Origin of the sequence: Microbacterium sp. 22215 (assembly GCF_052045655.1) — a bacterium.
Taxonomy (GTDB): Bacteria; Actinomycetota; Actinomycetes; order Actinomycetales; family Microbacteriaceae; genus Microbacterium; species Microbacterium phyllosphaerae.
The window spans coordinates 1-16,511 of record NZ_JBQEPC010000007.1; the positions used below are offsets into that span (position 1 = coordinate 1).

16 protein-coding genes are annotated in these 16,511 nt (G+C 68.8%); all 16 read left to right on the forward strand.

What is annotated here, in order from left to right:
• Positions 1-1,824: hypothetical protein (locus ACTJKH_RS12270; RefSeq protein WP_440737166.1), on the forward strand; the 1,824-nt coding region annotated here is incomplete at its 5' end.
• Positions 1,824-2,861, forward strand: coding sequence for an HAD-IIA family hydrolase (locus ACTJKH_RS12275; RefSeq protein ID WP_440737167.1), 1,038 nt, complete (start codon positions 1,824-1,826; stop codon positions 2,859-2,861). The genes ACTJKH_RS12270 and ACTJKH_RS12275, both read left to right, overlap by 1 nt.
• Before the next feature lie 63 nt (positions 2,862-2,924).
• Positions 2,925-3,101, forward strand: coding sequence for a hypothetical protein (locus ACTJKH_RS12280; RefSeq protein ID WP_440737168.1), 177 nt, complete (start codon positions 2,925-2,927; stop codon positions 3,099-3,101).
• The gene (locus tag ACTJKH_RS12285) at positions 3,098-3,895 is read left to right on the forward strand and encodes a TlyA family RNA methyltransferase (RefSeq protein ID WP_440737169.1); all 798 of its coding nucleotides are present in this window, start codon (positions 3,098-3,100) and stop codon (positions 3,893-3,895) included. Before ACTJKH_RS12280 ends, ACTJKH_RS12285 begins: the two co-directional genes overlap by 4 nt.
• Positions 3,892-4,806 (forward strand): NAD kinase, encoded by a 915-nt coding sequence (locus tag ACTJKH_RS12290; RefSeq protein ID WP_440737170.1) that lies wholly within the window; start codon positions 3,892-3,894, stop codon positions 4,804-4,806. The genes ACTJKH_RS12285 and ACTJKH_RS12290 overlap by 4 nt, the downstream gene beginning before the upstream one ends.
• Positions 4,803-6,494, forward strand: coding sequence for a DNA repair protein RecN (gene recN / locus ACTJKH_RS12295; RefSeq protein WP_440737171.1), 1,692 nt, complete (start codon positions 4,803-4,805; stop codon positions 6,492-6,494). Before ACTJKH_RS12290 ends, recN begins: the two co-directional genes overlap by 4 nt.
• 17 nt (positions 6,495-6,511) lie before the next feature.
• Entirely contained in the window at positions 6,512-8,209 is a 1,698-nt protein-coding gene (locus ACTJKH_RS12300; RefSeq protein WP_210098378.1) for a CTP synthase, read from the forward strand.
• A complete protein-coding gene (locus ACTJKH_RS12305; protein ID WP_440737172.1) occupies positions 8,202-8,780 on the forward strand; it encodes an NUDIX domain-containing protein in 579 nt (192 codons plus the stop codon). The genes ACTJKH_RS12300 and ACTJKH_RS12305 overlap by 8 nt, the downstream gene beginning before the upstream one ends.
• Positions 8,781-8,782: 2 nt before the next feature.
• Positions 8,783-9,685, forward strand: a complete 903-nt coding sequence (gene xerD / locus ACTJKH_RS12310; protein WP_440737173.1) for a site-specific tyrosine recombinase XerD — start codon at positions 8,783-8,785, stop codon at positions 9,683-9,685.
• Between the two features lie 182 nt (positions 9,686-9,867).
• On the forward strand, positions 9,868-10,701 hold the full coding sequence (locus ACTJKH_RS12315; RefSeq protein ID WP_167948901.1) for a ParA family protein: 834 nt from the start codon (positions 9,868-9,870) through the stop codon (positions 10,699-10,701).
• The gene (locus tag ACTJKH_RS12320; RefSeq protein WP_440737174.1) at positions 10,685-11,563 is read left to right on the forward strand and encodes a segregation and condensation protein A; all 879 of its coding nucleotides are present in this window, start codon (positions 10,685-10,687) and stop codon (positions 11,561-11,563) included. The genes ACTJKH_RS12315 and ACTJKH_RS12320 overlap by 17 nt, the downstream gene beginning before the upstream one ends.
• Complete coding sequence (gene scpB, locus ACTJKH_RS12325) at positions 11,553-12,155, forward strand: SMC-Scp complex subunit ScpB (RefSeq protein ID WP_440737175.1); 603 nt, start codon at positions 11,553-11,555, stop codon at positions 12,153-12,155. The genes ACTJKH_RS12320 and scpB overlap by 11 nt, the downstream gene beginning before the upstream one ends.
• A gap of 55 nt (positions 12,156-12,210) precedes the next feature.
• The gene (locus tag ACTJKH_RS12330) at positions 12,211-12,999 is read left to right on the forward strand and encodes a pseudouridine synthase (RefSeq protein ID WP_440737176.1); all 789 of its coding nucleotides are present in this window, start codon (positions 12,211-12,213) and stop codon (positions 12,997-12,999) included.
• Complete coding sequence (locus tag ACTJKH_RS12335) at positions 12,996-14,141, forward strand: prephenate dehydrogenase (RefSeq protein ID WP_440737177.1); 1,146 nt, start codon at positions 12,996-12,998, stop codon at positions 14,139-14,141. The genes ACTJKH_RS12330 and ACTJKH_RS12335 overlap by 4 nt, the downstream gene beginning before the upstream one ends.
• Positions 14,134-14,808: a (d)CMP kinase gene (gene cmk / locus ACTJKH_RS12340; RefSeq protein ID WP_210098371.1), complete on the forward strand. Its 675-nt coding sequence runs from the start codon at positions 14,134-14,136 to the stop codon at positions 14,806-14,808. Before ACTJKH_RS12335 ends, cmk begins: the two co-directional genes overlap by 8 nt.
• On the forward strand, positions 14,801-16,321 hold the full coding sequence (gene der, locus ACTJKH_RS12345; protein ID WP_056306901.1) for a ribosome biogenesis GTPase Der: 1,521 nt from the start codon (positions 14,801-14,803) through the stop codon (positions 16,319-16,321). Before cmk ends, der begins: the two co-directional genes overlap by 8 nt.
• Positions 16,322-16,511: the final 190 nt, after the last annotated feature.

The window sequence follows — 16,511 nt, forward strand, 5'->3', positions numbered from 1 at the left end:
GGCTACAACCGTGACGGTGGCGCCCCCCGTTCAGGTGGCTACAACCGCGACAACCGTGATGGTGGTGCTCCCCGCACGGGTGGCTACAACCGCGACAACCGTGATGGTGGTGCTCCCCGCACGGGTGGGTACAACCGCGACAACCGCGACGGTGGCGCTCCTCGCTCGGGTGGCTACAACCGTGACGGTGGCGCCCCCCGTTCAGGTGGCTACAACCGCGACAGCCGGGACGGTGGCGCTCCCCGCTCGGGTGGCTACAACCGTGACGGTGGCGCCCCCCGTTCAGGTGGCTACAACCGCGACAACCGTGATGGTGGTGCTCCTCGCTCGGGTGGCTACAACCGTGACGGTGGCGCCCCCCGTTCAGGTGGCTACAACCGCGACAACCGTGATGGTGGTGCTCCCCGTTCGGGTGGCTACAACCGCGACAACCGTGATGGTGGTGCTCCCCGTTCGGGTGGCTTCAACCGCGACAACCGCGACGGTGGCGCTCCCCGTTCGGGTGGCTTCAACCGCGACAACCGCGACGGTGGTGCTCCCCGCTCGGGTGGCTACAACCGTGACGGTGGTGCTCCCAGTTCGGGTGGGTACAACCGCGACAACCGCGACGGTGGTGCTCCCCGCTCGGGTGGCTACAACCGCGACAACCGCGACGGCGGTGCTCCCCGTTCGGGCGGCTACAACCGCGACAACCGTGACGGCGGCGCCCCTCGTTCAGGCGGGTACAACCGCGACGACCGCGCGCCCCGTCAGGACCGGGACTCGTCGCGCTCCTACCCGCAGCGCGGGGGTGTCGACCGCGAACGTCCGGTGCAGGCGACGGGCGACCGCCCGAGGTTCAACGACCCGCACATCCCTGACGATGTCACTGCTCGCGACCTGCACACGTCGGCTCGCAACGAGCTGAAGACGCTGAGCAAGGAGAACGCCGACCTCGTCGCACGTCACCTCGCGATGGCATCCCGCCTCATCGATGAGGATCCTGCGCTTGCTCACGAGCACGCTCTCGCTGCATCTCGTCGTGCCGGCCGTATCGCCATCGTCCGCGAGACGCTCGGCATCACCGCCTATGCGACCGAGGACTTCGCTCTCGCTCTGCGTGAGCTCCGCACGTATCGCCGGATCTCCGGCAAGGATGATCAGATCGCTCTGATGGTCGACAGCGAGCGCGGTATCGGTCGCCCCGATCGCGCCCTCGAGACGGGCCGTGCGGTCGACCGCACGGCACTGACGACCCCTGTGCGGGTCTCGCTGGCGATCGCCATGTCGGGAGCCCGCCTCGACCAGGGCGACCTCGAACTCGCGCTCGGGGAGCTCGAGATTCCGGAGCTCGATCCCGATCGTGCGTTCGAATGGAGCCCCGCTCTCTTCGCCGCACGCGCCGCCGTGCTCGAGGACCTGGGACGCACCGACGAGGCCGAGTTCTGGGCGCATCGCGCCGAGGTCGCCGCCGAAGCGCTCGGTGTCGACGAAGCCGGTGACGAGGAGATCATCATCGAGGACGGCCTCATCGAGGGCGACTTCGACGACGAGGACCACATGCCGCAGTCCGAAGAAGCCCCCGCTGATGCTGATGCTGATGCTGATGCTGATGCTGATGCTGATGCTGATGCTGATGCTGATGCTGATGCTGATGCTGATGCTGATGCTGATGCTGATGCTGATGCTGATGCTGACGCCGAGCCCGAGCCCGAGCCCGAGCCGTCGATCGACGACGAGGTGCGCGAGCTTCTCGGCGAGACCGAGGACGACGGCGCAGACGAGCAGAACGGCGTCGAGCAGGACGACAAGCGCGCAGCATCCGACTCCTCCGAGGAGGCGTAGTGGGGCTGTTCTCCAAGAAGCCGGCGCTGCGTACGCCCCTCGACGGGGTGGATGCCGTGCTGGCCGATCTGGACGGTGTCGTGTACGCCGGACCGGGTGCGCTGCCGTACGCGGTGGAGAGCCTGAACGCTGCCGCTGCGACCGCTCGTCTCGGGTACATCACGAACAATGCGTCACGCACCGACGCCTCGGTCGCTGAGCATCTGAGCAGCCTCGGACTCGACGTCGCTCCGGCTGACGTCATCACCAGCCCGCAGGCCGCCATGCGCCTGCTCGCGGGGATCGTCCCGCCGCCGGCGACGCTGCTGATCGTCGGGGGAGCGGGGCTCGTGGACGAGGCCGAGAAAGCGGGCTACACGGTGACCCGGAGCGCGGAGGATGCTCCGGCTGCCGTCGTGCAGGGCTTCGCCCCCGAGGTCGCCTGGACGGATCTCGCCGAGGCGGCCTTCGCCCTGAAGGTTCCCGAGGAGGAAGGTGGCATCCCCTGGATCGCCACCAACACCGACTGGACGATCCCGCGTGAGCGCGGTGTCGCCCCGGGCAACGGCACGCTCGTGTCGGCCGTGCACACGGCTATCGGACGTCTCGCGACGGTCGCGGGCAAGCCGGAGACGCCGATCTTCGAGGAGGCGACCGAGCGTTTCGGCGCGAAGAAGCCGCTGTTCATCGGCGACCGTCTCGACACCGACATCCTCGGTGCGGTCCGTGCGGGCATCGGCTCGGCGCTGGTGCTCACCGGAATCGATCGCCCCAAGCACGTGCTCGCGGCTCCGGAAGGATCCCGCCCGACGTACATCCTCAGCGACCTTCGCGAGCTGCACGAGCCGTATCCCGAGGTGACGTCGAAGGACGGCATCCATTCGGTCAACGGTGCCGCTGTCCGCGTCGTCGGTGCCGACGTCGAGATCGTCTCCGAGGGCGATTCGCAGATCGATCTGCTGCGCGCCGGTGCGGCCGCGATCTGGGCATCCGGTACCCCGGTCTTCGTGCTGCGTGTGCCCGAGCGCCTCTACGACGACCCGTTCCACCGACCCTGATCGGATCGCTCCCCGCCGCCGTGGCTCCGACGACGTGTCGGCCCCGCCGCGTACAGTAGAGGCGTGAGCGAAGAGACGACGAACGCACCGACCGACGGTCTGTGGAGTCGCCTGCGCCTGATCGAGGGGCAGCCTCTCGCTGCCCGTGCCGGCGCATACTCCGGACTGCACGATGAGCTCTCCCGCCGCCTTGACAGCGGCACGAAGCTCGACCAGCGCGACGCGCCGGGCACCCGATGACCCGACTCGACGCCGCCCTCGCCGCGCGAGGCCTCGCCCGTTCGCGCACCCACGCAGCCACTCTGATCGCCGAAGGCGTCGTGAGCATCGACGGCCGCCCCGTTGTGAAGGCATCGACGACTGTCGCTGACTCCGCGGAGATCACCGTCGCCGCCACCGATCACTATGTCGGCCGCGCGGCGCACAAGCTCATCGCCGCCCTGGACGACTTCGGCATCGCTGTCGACGGTCGTCTCGCGCTCGACATGGGCGCCTCGACCGGCGGCTTCACGCAGGTTCTCCGCGAGCGCGGGGCTCGACGAGTGCTCGCGGTCGATGTGGGCCACGATCAGATGGCACCCTCCGTCGCCGCCGATCCGGCCGTCGTGCTGGTCGAGGGCTACAACGTCCGTCACATGACGCCCGAGAACCTTCAGGACGTGACCGGCGAAGCAGAATCTCCCGACCTCATCGTCGGCGACCTCTCGTTCATCTCGCTCGAACTGGTGCTCCCGGCTGTCGCCGGCGTCGCCGCTCCTGCAGCCGACATCGTCCTGCTGGTGAAGCCGCAGTTCGAGGTGGGACGCACCGCCGTCAAGGGCGGGCTGGTCACCGACCCAGCGACCCGTGCGGATGCCGTGGCGCGCACCGCCTGGAGCGCCTGGGATGCAGGGCTCGGGATGCTCGGGATCCTTCCCTCCCCGATCCTCGGCACCCACGGCAACACGGAGTATCTCCTGCACCTCGCACCGGGGCGGGGCAGCGATCCGTCAGAATGGTCAGACCGCATCAACCTATTGGCAGGGAGACGATGAACGAGCGCAACATCCTGGTCGTCGCCCACGCGGGCCGTGACGACACGGTCGACGCCGCCCGGCGGGTCGTCGAAGCGCTGCGCGGTGCAGGCGCGCGTCCCGTGCTCGCCGCCGACGACAGCACCGACCTGTGCGCGGTCGACCCCGGCTTCGCCGATGTCGACGTGCTCGGCGACACCGTCTCGCAGCATGAGCTCGAGCTCGCCATCGTTCTCGGGGGCGACGGCACCATTCTCCGCGCAGCCGAACTCGTGCGCGGGTGCGCGGCACCGGTGCTCGGGATCAACATGGGTCACGTCGGTTTCCTCGCCGAGATCGATCGGGACGACATGGACGCCGCGGTCCGCCGAGTGATCGACCGCGAGTACGAGGTCGAGGAGCGGCTGGCTCTGTCGGTGCGTGTCAAGGACATCGACGGCGCCGTCGTCTACGAGACCTTCGCGCTGAACGAGGCGACGGTCGAGAAGGCCAGTCGTGAGCGCATGATCGAAGTCGTGCTCGAGATCGACGGACGCCCTCTGTCGAGCTTCGGATGCGACGGCATGGTCGTGTCGACCCCCACAGGCTCCACGGCGTACAACTTCTCGGCAGGCGGACCGGTCATCTGGCCGAGTGTCGAGGCCATCGCGGTCGTGCCGCTCTCGGCCCACGCGCTCTTCGCGAAGCCGCTCGTGGTGAGCCCGGATGCGGCTGTCGCGATCGAGATGCTCGAAGGCACCTCCGGCTCCGGCATCCTCTGGTGCGACGGGCGGCGCTCCCACGATCTGCCGCCGGGTGCGCGTGTGGTCGTGCGTCGATCGTCGCGTCCGGTGCGCCTCGCGCGCCTGCACCCGACGGAGTTCACCGACCGGCTCGTGCGCAAGTTCCGGCTTCCGGTCGCAGGTTGGCGCGGACAGGGAACGGCCTCGTGATCGAGGAGATGCGGATGCAGGGGCTCGGCGTGATCGCCGACGCCGTGCTGCCCCTCGGCGCCGGGTTCACCGCGATCACCGGTGAGACGGGCGCGGGGAAGACGATGGTGGTGACCGGTCTCGGTCTGCTGCTCGGTCAGCGCGCGGATTCCGGCGCGGTACGAGCAGGATCCGCTCAGGCGTCGGTCGCGGGTGTCTGGATCGTTCCCGAATCGGGCGGGGTCGCCGACATCGTCGCGGACGCAGGGGGAGAGCTGGAGCCCGCCGGGGGCGGCGCAGCCGAGCTGTACGTGTCTCGCACACTGAGTGCCGAAGGGCGCAGCAGAGCGAGCGTCGGGGGCCGGGCCGCCCCTGCCGGAGTGCTCTCGGCACTGGCGGAAGAGCTCGTGGTCGTCCACGGACAGTCCGAACAGCTGCGACTGCGCTCGTCGGCCGCACAGCGAGACGCGCTCGATCGCTTCGGCGGTGCGCCGATCGCCCACGCACTCGATGCCTACGCCTCGTCTTTCGCGCGCTGGCGTGCACTCGATGCCGAGATCATCGACATCACCGAGAACCGAGATCGTCGGGCCGAGGAGGCGACGCGTCTGCGCGAAGCGCTCGCGCTCATCGAAGCGGCAGCCCCCGAGCCGGGCGAGGACGTCGAGCTGTCCGCCCGGGCCGAGCGACTGGCCAACGCCGAGGAGCTCCGTCTCGCCGCCTCGCTGGCCCACGGCGCGCTCTCGAACGAAGAGGGTGAGCCCGATGCATCCGCTCTGATCGCGGAAGCGCGTCGAGCGCTCGAGCGCGTCTCCGACGCATCTCTCACCGAGATCTCCGCAGGCCTCGCCGACATCGGCTATCGCATCGCCGACATCGCGGGCCAGCTGTCGGCCTACCTGGCCGATCTCGACGAGACCGGTCCGCACGAGCTCGCCGCCGTCGAGGAGCGCCGTGCGGCTCTCGGCACGCTGATCCGCGCGCACGGTTCGCTGGACGAGGCGCTGGAACTCTGGCAGACGGGGTCGACTCGTCTCGCCGAACTCGACGACGACGGCGAGCGACTCGATCGCCTCGAAGCCGAGCGCGATGCCGCACGCGCCGAGCTCGACGTGCATGCGCAGGTTCTGACGGCAGAGCGTACGGCAGCCGCGGCGAAGCTCGGCGTCGCTGTGAGCGACGAGCTCCATGCGCTCGCGATGCCCGATGCCCGGCTCGAGGTCGCCGTCACCCCCGGTGCGGAGAGCGCGCACGGCCGCGACGATGTCGCGATCCTGCTCGCGCCGCATCCGGGCGCCGAGCCCCGCTCGGTCGGCAAGGGCGCGTCCGGGGGAGAGCTCTCGCGCGTGATGCTCGCGATCGAGGTCGTCATCGCCGGAACCGACCCCGTTCCGACGTTCGTCTTCGACGAGGTCGATGCCGGCATCGGCGGGGCCGCAGCGATCGAGGTCGGGCGACGACTCGCCCGACTCGCCGAGAAGTCGCAGGTCATCGCCGTCACGCATCTCGCGCAGGTCGCGGCGTTCGCCACGAACCACCTGTCTGTCGTCAAATCCAATGACGGAGCGGTCACGGCGTCGAGTGTGCGCCGTCTCGAGGGGGAGGAGCGTGAGGCCGAGATGGCCCGACTGCTCTCCGGACTCACCGATTCGGACGCCGCGATCACCCACGCGAGGGAACTTCTCACCCTCGGCACCCCCACTGACTGATAGGATCGAAGCCCGTGATGAACTCTTCTTCTGCGGGGCCCAAGAACGACACGACCAAGCACATCTTTGTGACGGGTGGTGTCGTTTCGTCTTTGGGTAAGGGGCTCACTGCCGCAAGCCTCGGCAACCTCCTCACGGCACGCGGACTCCGCGTCGTGATGCAGAAGCTCGACCCGTATCTGAACGTCGATCCGGGCACGATGAACCCGTTCCAGCACGGTGAGGTCTTCGTCACGGACGACGGCGCCGAGACCGACCTCGACATCGGACACTACGAGCGCTTCCTCGACATCAACCTGTCGCAGGCCGCCAACGTCACGACCGGCCAGATCTACTCGCAGGTCATCGCCCGTGAGCGTCGCGGCGAGTACCTCGGCGACACCGTGCAGGTCATCCCGCACATCACCGACGAGATCAAGCGGCGCATGCGCCTGCAGGCGACCGAGGACCCCCGCCCCGATGTCATCATCACCGAGGTCGGCGGCACGGTCGGTGACATCGAGTCGCAGCCGTTCCTGGAGGCTGCCCGTCAGCTCCGACACGAACTCGGCCGCGACAGCGTGTTCTTCGTGCACGTGTCGCTCGTGCCGTTCATGGGTGCATCCGGTGAGCAGAAGACCAAGCCGACCCAGCACTCGGTGGCAGCGCTGCGCCAGGTCGGCATCCAGCCCGATGCGCTCGTGCTGCGCAGCGACCGTCCGGTCAGCGAGAGCAACCGCAACAAGATCGCGCTCATGTGCGACGTCGATGCCGAGGGCGTCATCAACACGGTCGACCTGCCGAGCATCTACGACATCCCGTCGACGCTCAATGACCAGGGACTCGACTCGTACATCGTCCGCCGCCTCGGTCTCGACCAGAAGGCCGCAGACGAGGTGGACTGGTCGCGCTGGAGCAAGGTGCTGCACGCCGTGCACAACCCCAAGCACGAGGTGACGATCGGCCTGGTCGGGAAGTATATCGACCTCCCCGACGCCTACCTGTCGGTGACCGAGGCGCTCAAGGCCGGCGGCTTCGCCCAGGAGACCAAGGTCAACATCCGCTGGATCCCCTCGGACCGCTGCGAGACCCCCGAGGGTGCGCAGGAGCAGCTCGCCGCGCTCGACGGCATCTGCGTCCCGGGTGGATTCGGCATCCGCGGCATCGAGGGCAAGCTGGGTGCGCTGAAGTTCGCGCGCGAGCAGGGCATCCCGACCCTCGGACTCTGCCTCGGCCTGCAGTGCATGGTCATCGAGTACGCCCGTGACGTCGCCGGCATCGCCGGAGCATCCTCGAGCGAGTTCGATCCCGAGACCACCGAGCCCGTCATCGCGACGATGGCCGAGCAGGTCGAGATCCTCGACGGCGGCGACCTGGGCGGAACCATGCGCCTCGGCCTCTACCAGGCCGCACTCGCCGAAGGATCGCTGGCGCGTGAGCTGTACGGCGCCCCGGAGGCCTCGGAGCGCCACCGCCACCGTTACGAGGTCAACAACGCGTACCGCACGCGTCTGTCCGAGGCCGGGCTCGTCTTCTCGGGGCTGAACCCCGAGCTCGACCTGGTCGAGTACGTCGAGCTGCCGCGCGACGTGCACCCGTACTACATCGCCACGCAGGCCCACCCCGAGCTCCGCTCGCGTCCGACCGATCCGCACCCGCTGTTCCGCGGTCTGGTGGGCGCCGCGATCGAGCGTCACCGGTCGAGCGAGCTGTTCGACGTCGAAGCCGATGCCTGAGTTCGACGACCTTCGCGACGAGCCCTTCGAACCCGAGGTGCTCAGCAGCGAGATCGTGTTCGCAGGGGCTGTGTGGGACGTCCGGGACGACCGCGTGCGCTACGGCGACGGAGAGATCCGTCGTCAGTACGTCGCGCACACCGGCGCCGTCGCGATCCTCGCGCTCGACGATGACGGGCGGGTGCTGCTGATCCAGCAGTACCGGCACCCGATCCGTCACCGCGACTGGGAGCTTCCGGCCGGTCTGCTCGACATCGCGGGGGAGGAGCCCGTCGAGGCTGCCCGTCGCGAGCTCGCCGAGGAGGCCGACCTGGTCGCCGCGCACTGGGAGCCGCTGGTCTCGTCGTGGACGACGCCCGGCGGCAACGACGAGGCGATCCATGTGTTTCTCGCGACCGGCATCTCGACTGCGCCCGCTGCGCACGCGCGCGAAGACGAAGAGGCCGACATCCGCGTCGAGTGGGTTCCGCTCGACGCGGCGGTCCGCGCTGTCCTCGACGGACGGATGCGCAACGGCATCCTGAGCATCGGCGTGCTCGCGGCCGCGCAGAGGCTGCGCGACCGAGGCTGAGCATGCAGCTTGATCGTGCGTTGGACACGTATCTGCGCCACGTCACGATCGAGCGCGGTCTCAGCGAGCACACGATCGCCGCCTACCGCCGCGACCTCGGCGGCTACCTGGAGTGGTTGGCGGACGAGGGCATCGTCGACTCCGCGGAGATCACCCCCGCGGTGGTCGGGCGCTTCATCGCGGATCGTTCCTCTGCCGACCCTAAGCCGGCTGCCACGAGCCTGGCCCGCTTGCAGTCGTCCGTGCGGGGCTGGCACCGATTCCTCGCGCGCGAAGGCATCGAGGACGACGATCCCAGCGGCCGTCTGCGACCGCCCAAAGCGCCCCGGCGGCTGCCGAAGGCGCTGACCATCGACCAGGTGGAGGGGCTGCTGGCCGCACCCTCGGCCGACGAACCCATCGGCATCCGCGACCGTGCACTGCTCGAGCTGCTGTACGCGACGGGCGCGCGAGTGTCGGAAGCCGTGGGGCTCGACGTCGACGATCTCGCCCATGGCGATGTGCTGAGGCTTCGGGGCAAGGGCTCGAAGGAGCGCATCGTCCCGATCGGCTCGTTCGCCCGCACGGCGGTGGATGCGTATCTCACCCGGGTGCGACCGGGGCTCGCGGCGAAGGGTCGGGCCTCCGCTCGGCTGTTCCTCGGTGCGCGGGGTGCCCCGCTGTCGAGGCAGAGCGCCTGGCTCGTGATCCGCGCGGCTGCCGAGCATGCGCAGATCACCGCCGAGGTGTCGCCGCACACGCTGCGCCACTCGTTCGCGACGCACCTGCTTCAGGGCGGAGCCGACGTGCGCGTCGTGCAGGAGCTGCTCGGACACGCGTCGGTGGCGACGACCCAGATCTACACGCACGTGTCGGTCGACACCCTGCGCGACATCTACGCGACCTCCCACCCGCGCGCCCGGTGAAGCGCCCTCGGTGACGCCCGCCACGCGCGGGCAGCACGGCGAAAACCCGGGATCGCCGGGGGCGAGACGTCGATCGCCCCGGGCGATCGCTAGAATCGACCAAGCACGAAGGAGCAGGAGAATCGGTGGCTGAGAACGCGGCGAAGTCCAGGGCGAAGACGTCGAAGACCGACGACACACCCATGGGACCCACCGGGCGTCCCTATCACGGCTTCGCGACCCCGGAACCACTCGCCTCGCACGGCCCCGCTCGCATCATCGCCCTGTGCAACCAGAAGGGCGGCGTCGGCAAGACGACGACGTCGATCAACCTCGCGGCGGCGCTGGCCGAATACGGCCGCAAGGTGCTGGCCGTCGACTTCGACCCCCAGGGTGCCCTGTCCGCAGGTCTCGGAATCCAGACGCATGACGTCCCGACGATCTACGACCTGCTGCTCGACACCAAGCGCGACGCACACGACGCGATCGTGCACTCCAATGTCGAGGGCCTCGACGTGATGCCCGCGAACATCGACCTGTCTGCTGCCGAGGTGCACCTCGTCAACGAGGTCGCCCGCGAGACGATCCTCGCCCGTGTTCTCCGCCAGGTCGCGGGGGAGTACGACGTCATCCTCATCGATTGCCAGCCGTCGCTGGGGCTGCTGACCGTGAACGCCCTGACCGCGGCGCACGGCGTGATCATCCCGCTGGAGTGCGAGTTCTTCGCCCTGCGCGGTGTGGCTCTGCTGATCGAGACCATCGACAAGGTGCGCGACCGTCTGAACCCGTCGATCACGATGGACGGACTCCTCGCCACGATGTACGATCCGCGCACGCTGCACTCCCGTGAGGTGCTCGAGCGTGTGGTCGAGGCCTTCGGCGACGATGTGCTCGAGACCGTCATCGGTCGCACCGTGAAGTTCCCCGACGCATCCGTCTCCGGTGTTCCCATCACAGAGTTCGCTCCGGAGCACGCCGCCGCCCAGGCATACCTGCGGCTGGCGCGGGAGCTGGTCGCCCGTGGCGCTGTCGCCTGAGATCGAGCCGTCCGAATCACCGGCGGAGGCCGCGACGCCGGCTGAGCCCGAAGAGACCGATGCCGATTCGGCGATCGCCGACCCGGGATTCCGGGTCTCCCTGTCGAACTTCGACGGACCGTTCGACCTGCTGCTGAATCTGATCTCGAAGCACGAGATGGACATCACCGAGGTGTCACTGAGTGCGGTCACGAACGAATTCATCGCGTACCTCAAGGAGCTCGACGACGACAAGGAGCTCGACCAGGCGTCGGAGTTCCTCGTCGTCGCAGCCACGCTGCTCGACATGAAGGTGGCCGGCCTCCTGCCGCAGGGAGAGCTGGTGGATGCCGAGGCCGTGGCGCTGCTGGAAGCGCGCGATCTGCTGTTCGCGCGCCTCCTTCAGTACCGCGCGTTCAAAGAGGTCTCGGCGTGGTTCGCCCGGTGCCTGCAGCGCGAGGACCGGCGTCACGTGCGCGCGGTCCGTCTCGATGAGAAGCATCGCAAGAAGACACCCGAACTCGTCTGGTCGCTCAGCGCCGACGACTTCGCGGCACTGGCGCTCCTCGCGTTCGCTCCGAAGGAGATCCCGCACGTGGGTCTCGATCACCTGCATGCGCCGCTCGTCAGTATCCGCGAGCAGGCGGCGATCGTCGTGACGCTGCTCCGTGCCGCCGAGTCGGTGAGCTTCCGCGAGCTGGTCGCGGGAGTGACGGAGCCGGGGATCGTCGTCGCGAGATTCATCTCTGTGCTGGAGCTGTACCGCCACGCGGCGCTCTCCTTCGAACAACTGGAACCGCTCGGCGAGCTGACGCTGCGCTGGGCCGCCGACCACTGGTCGGACGAGACGCTGGCATCCCTGGGAGCCGACTATGACCGATGACGTGACAGAGACCACGACCGACGAGGTCGCCCTCGAATCGCCTCTTTCCGAACGGATCGAGGCGATCCTGCTGATCATCGACGAGCCGATCGGTCTCGTGGCCCTCGCTGCGGCTGTCGGCTCGCCCGTCGCGGCCGTGCGGCAGACCATCGAGACGCTCGTCGACGACTACGACGGCAGGGGAGCGGGCCCTCGACGCGGCTTCGAGCTCCGCGAGGTGGGTGGCGGCTGGCGTCTCTACGTGCGCGAGGACCACGATGACGTCGTCGCCGAGTTCGTCGGCGGACAGGCGCCGGCGCGGCTCTCGCAGGCGGCGCTCGAGACGCTCGCGGTGATCGCCTACAAGCAGCCGGTGACGCGCAGTCAGGTCGCCTCGATCCGCGCCGTGAACGTCGACTCGGTCGTGCGCACACTGCTCGCTCGGGGGCTCATCACAGAGCTCTTCGCGGACTCCGAGACCGGTGCGATCAACTACGGCACCACCGACGCGCTCCTGCAGCACCTGGGCATCAACTCACTCGACGATCTGCCCCCGATCTCGCCTCTGCTCGACGACGGCGCAGACGGCTTCGACGAGGGCACGATCCGATGACGTCGGTTCGGCCCGAGGGCGCACACAGTTTCAACTTCGACGAAAGGACCATCCGATGAGCGGCTTCGAGACACCAGAGGGCATCCGCCTGCAGAAGGTGCTGTCCGCAGCGGGCGTCGCGTCGCGCCGCGTGATCGAGCAGTACATCGTCGAGGGGCGCATTCGCGTCAACGGCGTGACCGTCACCGAGCTCGGCCGCCGCGTCGACCCCGAGACCGACCTCATCGATGTCGACGGCACCGCCGTGCAGCTCGATGTCTCGAAGCGCTACGTGATGCTCAACAAGCCCACGGGTGTCGTCAGCAGCCTGAACGACGAGAACGGTCGCCCCGACCTTCGCCGCTTCACCGACGACTACGAGGAGCGCCTCTACAACGTCGGGCGACTGGATGCCGAGACCAGCGGCCTGCTCATACTGACGAACGACGGCGACCTCGCGCACGTGCTCGCGCACCCGTCGTTCGGTGTCACCAAGGTCTACATCGCCAAGGTCGAGGGGGAGGTGACGGCGCAGACGATCTCGAAGCTCACCAAGGGCATCGACCTCGACGACGGACCGATCTCCGCCGACAAGGCGCGCCTGCTCGACACCTCTCGCGGGTCGAGCCTCGTCGAGCTGACGCTGCACTCCGGCCGCAACCGCATCGTGCGCAGGATGCTGGCCGCAGTCGGCCATCCGGTCACCGAGCTCGTGCGTCGGCAGTTCGGTCCGCTGCACCTGGGAACCCTCCCGGTTGGGAAGACGCGCGAACTGACTAAAATCGAATTGGGCGCGCTCTTGACTCTGTCGCGCCGTGATTCCGGTGTCGCCGCGGCGCCAGGCGAGCAGCAGGAGAACGAGTGACCGATACGACGAGTGCGCCCACGGGGGCCCGGAGTTCCGTCGCGCCGCGAACCGCGGCCAGGCTCTCCGGTACCGTGCGCGTCGTCGGTGCCGGTCTGCTCGGTGCGAGCATCGGACACGCGCTCCGCGCCAAGGGCGTCGACGTCGTGCTCGCCGACACCTCACCCGCTCAGCTGCGCCTCGCGATCGACTACGGCGCGGGTCGCGCCGTCGCCGACGATGATGCGCCCGCGCTCGTCGTGGTCGCCGTGCCGCCGGATGTCACCGCTGACGTGATCGAGGCGGAGCTTGCCCGATTCCCCGATGCCGTCGTCACGGACGTCGCAAGCGTCAAGCTCGAGCCGTTCCGCAGTCTGCGCGACCGCGGCGTCGACATCACCCGGTACATCGGCTCGCACCCGCTCGCCGGGCGTGAGCGCGGCGGGGCGATCTCTGCACGCGCCGACCTGTTCATCGGTCGCCCGTGGGTCGTCTGCCGCGATGAGGAGACCCGTGCGGCCGACCTCGCGCTCGTAGAGGCGCTCGCTCTCGACGTCGGCGCGATGCCGCTCGAGATGACCCCCGAGGAGCACGACCGATCGGTCGCACTGACCTCGCACGTTCCCCAGGTCGTCGCGAGCCTCCTCGCCGGCCGGCTCGCCGTGGCCGACGAGGGCGCGCTGCGCCTCTCGGGTCAGGGAGTCCGCGACACGACGCGCATCGCGGCATCCGCCCCCGAGCTGTGGGTGCAGATCCTCGGCGCGAATGCCCAGCCCGTCGTCGAGATCCTCGACGCCCTGGCGGCCGACCTCCGTGATGTGTCGGATGCGCTGCGCGCGCCGGAGGCGCCCGGAGCCCGACGCGTGGTCGCCGAGACCATCCGACAGGGCAACGACGGCGTCGAACGCCTGCCGGGCAAGCACGGGCAGAACCAGAGATTCGAGACCCTCGTCGTCATGATCGATGACACCGCCGGGCAGCTCGGTCGCCTCTTCGGCGAACTGGGAGAGCTCGGCGTTAACGTCGAGGACCTCCGCCTCGAGCACTCGCCGGGAGCGCAGTTCGGTCTGGCCGAGATCAGCGTCGACCCCGCGGCACTGCACGGGGCGATCACCGGACTCCAGGAACGCGGCTGGCGGATTGCAGGTACGACCAATGACTGACTTCATCGCCATCGACGGACCCGCCGGTTCCGGCAAGTCCAGTGTGTCCAAGGCCGTCGCCCGTCGGCTCGGCTTCGGCTACCTCGACACCGGTTCGGCGTATCGCGCGCTCGCCTGGCATGTTCTCGACCGGGGAGCGGACACGGCGGATGCCGACGCCGTCCTCTCCGCTGTCGCGGAGTTCCCCGTGCGGCTCGGCCTCGACCCCGACGACCGGACCGTGCAGGTCGGCGACGTGGACGTCACGGATGCGATCCGTGAGCCCTCCGTGTCGGGTGCCGTGAGCGGTGTGGCGCGTGTACCCGAGGTGCGCGAGCAGGTCAATCGACTGTTCCGCTCCCTCGTCGCCGACGCGCCGTACCCGGCCGTGGTCGTCGAAGGGCGTGACATCACGACCGTCGTCGCCCCGGATGCGCCCGTGCGCATCCTTCTCACGGCCGCACCCGAAGTGCGCGCCGCACGACGCGCCGGCGAGCTCGCCGGCGAGAACGCCGAGGCTGTCGCCGCCGCATTGCACAAGCGCGACGCATCCGACAGCGCCGTCGTCGACTTCCTGAACGCCGCAGAGGGCGTCGAGGTCGTCGATTCGACGGAGCTCGATTTCACACAGACCATCGACGCCGTCCTCACGGTGATCGAACGAATCCGAGGAGTACACCATGGCTGACGACGAATACGAAGGCGGCCCCGACCAGCTCGCCGAGAAGATGGAGCAGCTCGACGAGCAGCTCGCCGAAGCGCGCGCCGAGACGCTGCGCGCCGGTCTCGCCGACTACGACCTGGACGATGAGGATGCAGCCCTCCTCGCCGGGATCACGATGGGCGAGGACGGGATCCAGTTCTTCCCCGCGCTGCCCGTCGTGGCGATCGTCGGTCGACCGAACGTCGGCAAGTCCGCGCTGGTCAACCGCATCCTCGGCCGCCGTGAGGCCGTCGTCGAGGACACCCCCGGTGTGACCCGCGACCGCGTGACGTACAAGGCCGAGTGGGCGGACCGTCGTTTCTCGCTCGTCGACACCGGCGGCTGGGAGCCCGATGCCCGCGGCATCGATCGCTCCGTCGCCGCTCAGGCCGAGGTCGCGATCGATCTCGCCGATGTCGTGCTGTTCGTCGTCGACGCGATGGTCGGCGCCACGTCGACCGACGAGCACGTCGTGAAGCTGCTGCGCAAGAGCGGCAAGCCCGTCTTCCTCGTCGCGAACAAGATCGACGACGCCCGCCAGGAGCCCGAGGCTGCGGCTCTCTGGAACCTGGGACTCGGCGAACCGCACCCGGTCTCGGCCATCCACGGTCGTGGAGTCGCCGACCTGCTCGACGCTCTGCTGAAGACGCTCCCGGATGTCTCCGCGGTCGCGAAGGCGGAGATCGGCGGCCCGCGTCGCGTCGCGATCCTCGGCCGCCCGAACGTCGGCAAGTCCTCGCTGCTCAACAAGGCCGCGGGCGAGGAGCGCGTCGTCGTGAACGACCTCGCGGGTACGACTCGTGACCCGGTCGACGAGATCGTCGAGCTCGGCGGCAAGCTGTGGCGTCTGGTCGACACCGCCGGCATCCGTCGTCGTGTGCACATGGCGCAGGGCGCCGACTTCTACGCATCGCTGCGCACCTCGGCCGCTCTCGAGAAGGCTGAGGTCGCCGTCGTCGTCCTCGACGTCTCCGAGACGATCAGCGAGCAGGACGTGCGCATCATCGATCTCGTGCTCGAGTCCGGTCGCTCGCTCGTGCTCGCGTTCAACAAGTGGGACCGTCTGAACGACGACGACCTCGAGAACGCCGACCGCCGACGCTACCTCGAGCGTGAGATCGAGCAGGACCTCGCGCATGTTGCCTGGGCCCCTCGTGTGAACATCTCGGCCAAGACCGGTCGTCACCTCGACAAGCTGGTGCCTGCGCTCGAGACGGCTCTCGAGAACTGGGACCGTCGCATCCCGACGGGCAAGTTCAACGCCTTCCTCGCCGAGCTCGTCGCCGAGCACCCGCACCCGCTGCGTGGAGGAAAGCAGCCGCGCATCCTGTTCGGCACCCAGGCGTCGACCCGTCCGCCGACGTTCGTGCTGTTCACGACCGGTTTCCTCGACCCGGGATACCGCCGATTCATCCAGCGTCGCCTTCGCGAGCTGTACGAGTTCGACGGAACCCCGATCGTCATCAACATGCGAGTCCGCGAGAAGCGCCAGCGCTGAGTCGCAAGAACTGCCCCCGTGCGTGAATCGCACGGGGGCAGTTTTGTCTCGTGGGTGCGTGGGTGCGTGGGTGCGTGGGTGCGTGGGTTCGTGGGCTTGTGGGTTTGTGGGTTTGTAGGTTTGTGGCTTCGTGGGTTCGAGGGTTTCTGCGTTCGGTGCGGAGGTTGCGTATGCCGTCCAGCGAGCGAGT

Coding starts and splice junctions, on each gene's coding strand:
- ACTJKH_RS12285 (WP_440737169.1), top strand. CDS start 3,098: ATGACCCGACTCGACGCCGCCCTCGCCGCGCGAGGCCTCGCCCGTTCG.
- ACTJKH_RS12290 (WP_440737170.1), top strand. CDS start 3,892: ATGAACGAGCGCAACATCCTGGTCGTCGCCCACGCGGGCCGTGACGAC.
- ACTJKH_RS12300 (WP_210098378.1), top strand. CDS start 6,512: ATGAACTCTTCTTCTGCGGGGCCCAAGAACGACACGACCAAGCACATC.
- ACTJKH_RS12305 (WP_440737172.1), top strand. CDS start 8,202: ATGCCTGAGTTCGACGACCTTCGCGACGAGCCCTTCGAACCCGAGGTG.
- xerD (WP_440737173.1), top strand. CDS start 8,783: ATGCAGCTTGATCGTGCGTTGGACACGTATCTGCGCCACGTCACGATC.
- ACTJKH_RS12315 (WP_167948901.1), top strand. CDS start 9,868: ATGGGACCCACCGGGCGTCCCTATCACGGCTTCGCGACCCCGGAACCA.
- scpB (WP_440737175.1), top strand. CDS start 11,553: ATGACCGATGACGTGACAGAGACCACGACCGACGAGGTCGCCCTCGAA.
- ACTJKH_RS12330 (WP_440737176.1), top strand. CDS start 12,211: ATGAGCGGCTTCGAGACACCAGAGGGCATCCGCCTGCAGAAGGTGCTG.
- cmk (WP_210098371.1), top strand. CDS start 14,134: ATGACTGACTTCATCGCCATCGACGGACCCGCCGGTTCCGGCAAGTCC.
- der (WP_056306901.1), top strand. CDS start 14,801: ATGGCTGACGACGAATACGAAGGCGGCCCCGACCAGCTCGCCGAGAAG.